We start from the raw sequence: 596 nt of genomic DNA on the forward strand, positions 1-596 counted from the left end.
TTATGCGTCGTGAGAGATTATGTGGCGGCGGGATCGCTGACGGTGGAGTTCCAGCGCTTTGCGGTTCCTGGCCGCTACATAATTATAGGCTCTCGAGCAGTTGAAGCACCGCGTCCTTTGCCTTGAACCGGGCGGGCTGCTTGCCCGAGATGGCGGCGTGGTCGAGGCCGCGGCGCATCATCTCGACATCGGCGGCCGCATAGCGATGCGTCGTCGCGACCTGGGCATGACCGAGCCAGGCCTGGATAGTGAGCAGGTCGACACCCGATTGCAGCAGCGTCATGGCGAGGGTGTGGCGCAGAACATGGGGTGAGACGACCTTGCGCGCCAACCCCGGCTGCGTGGCCGTTGCCCCGGCCACCGCGCGCCGGACGACATGCGTCACACCGAACCGGGTCATCCGCTCACCGTGGACGCCGCGGAATATGGGACCCAGCGGATCATGGTTGAGGCCATGTTCGGCGATCAAGGCTCTGAGGGCTTGAGCGAGATCGGCCGAGACTGGCACAACACGTTCCCTGCGCCCCTTGCCGCGCAGAAGCACCTGGGGCCTGGTCCGGTCGAGCTGGACATCGTCGACATTAACGCCCGTTGCT

General features: G+C 64.9%; 1 protein-coding gene. It reads right to left on the minus strand.

Going from position 1 to position 596, the window contains the following annotated elements; all coding sequences use genetic code 11:
• Positions 1–82: 82 nt before the first annotated feature.
• Positions 83–596: tyrosine-type recombinase/integrase (locus FS320_RS44815; RefSeq protein WP_152718823.1), on the minus strand; the 514-nt coding region annotated here is incomplete at its 5' end.

The sequence above is a fragment of the Microvirga tunisiensis genome, from assembly GCF_009296175.1.
GTDB lineage: Bacteria > Pseudomonadota > Alphaproteobacteria > Rhizobiales > Beijerinckiaceae > Microvirga > Microvirga tunisiensis.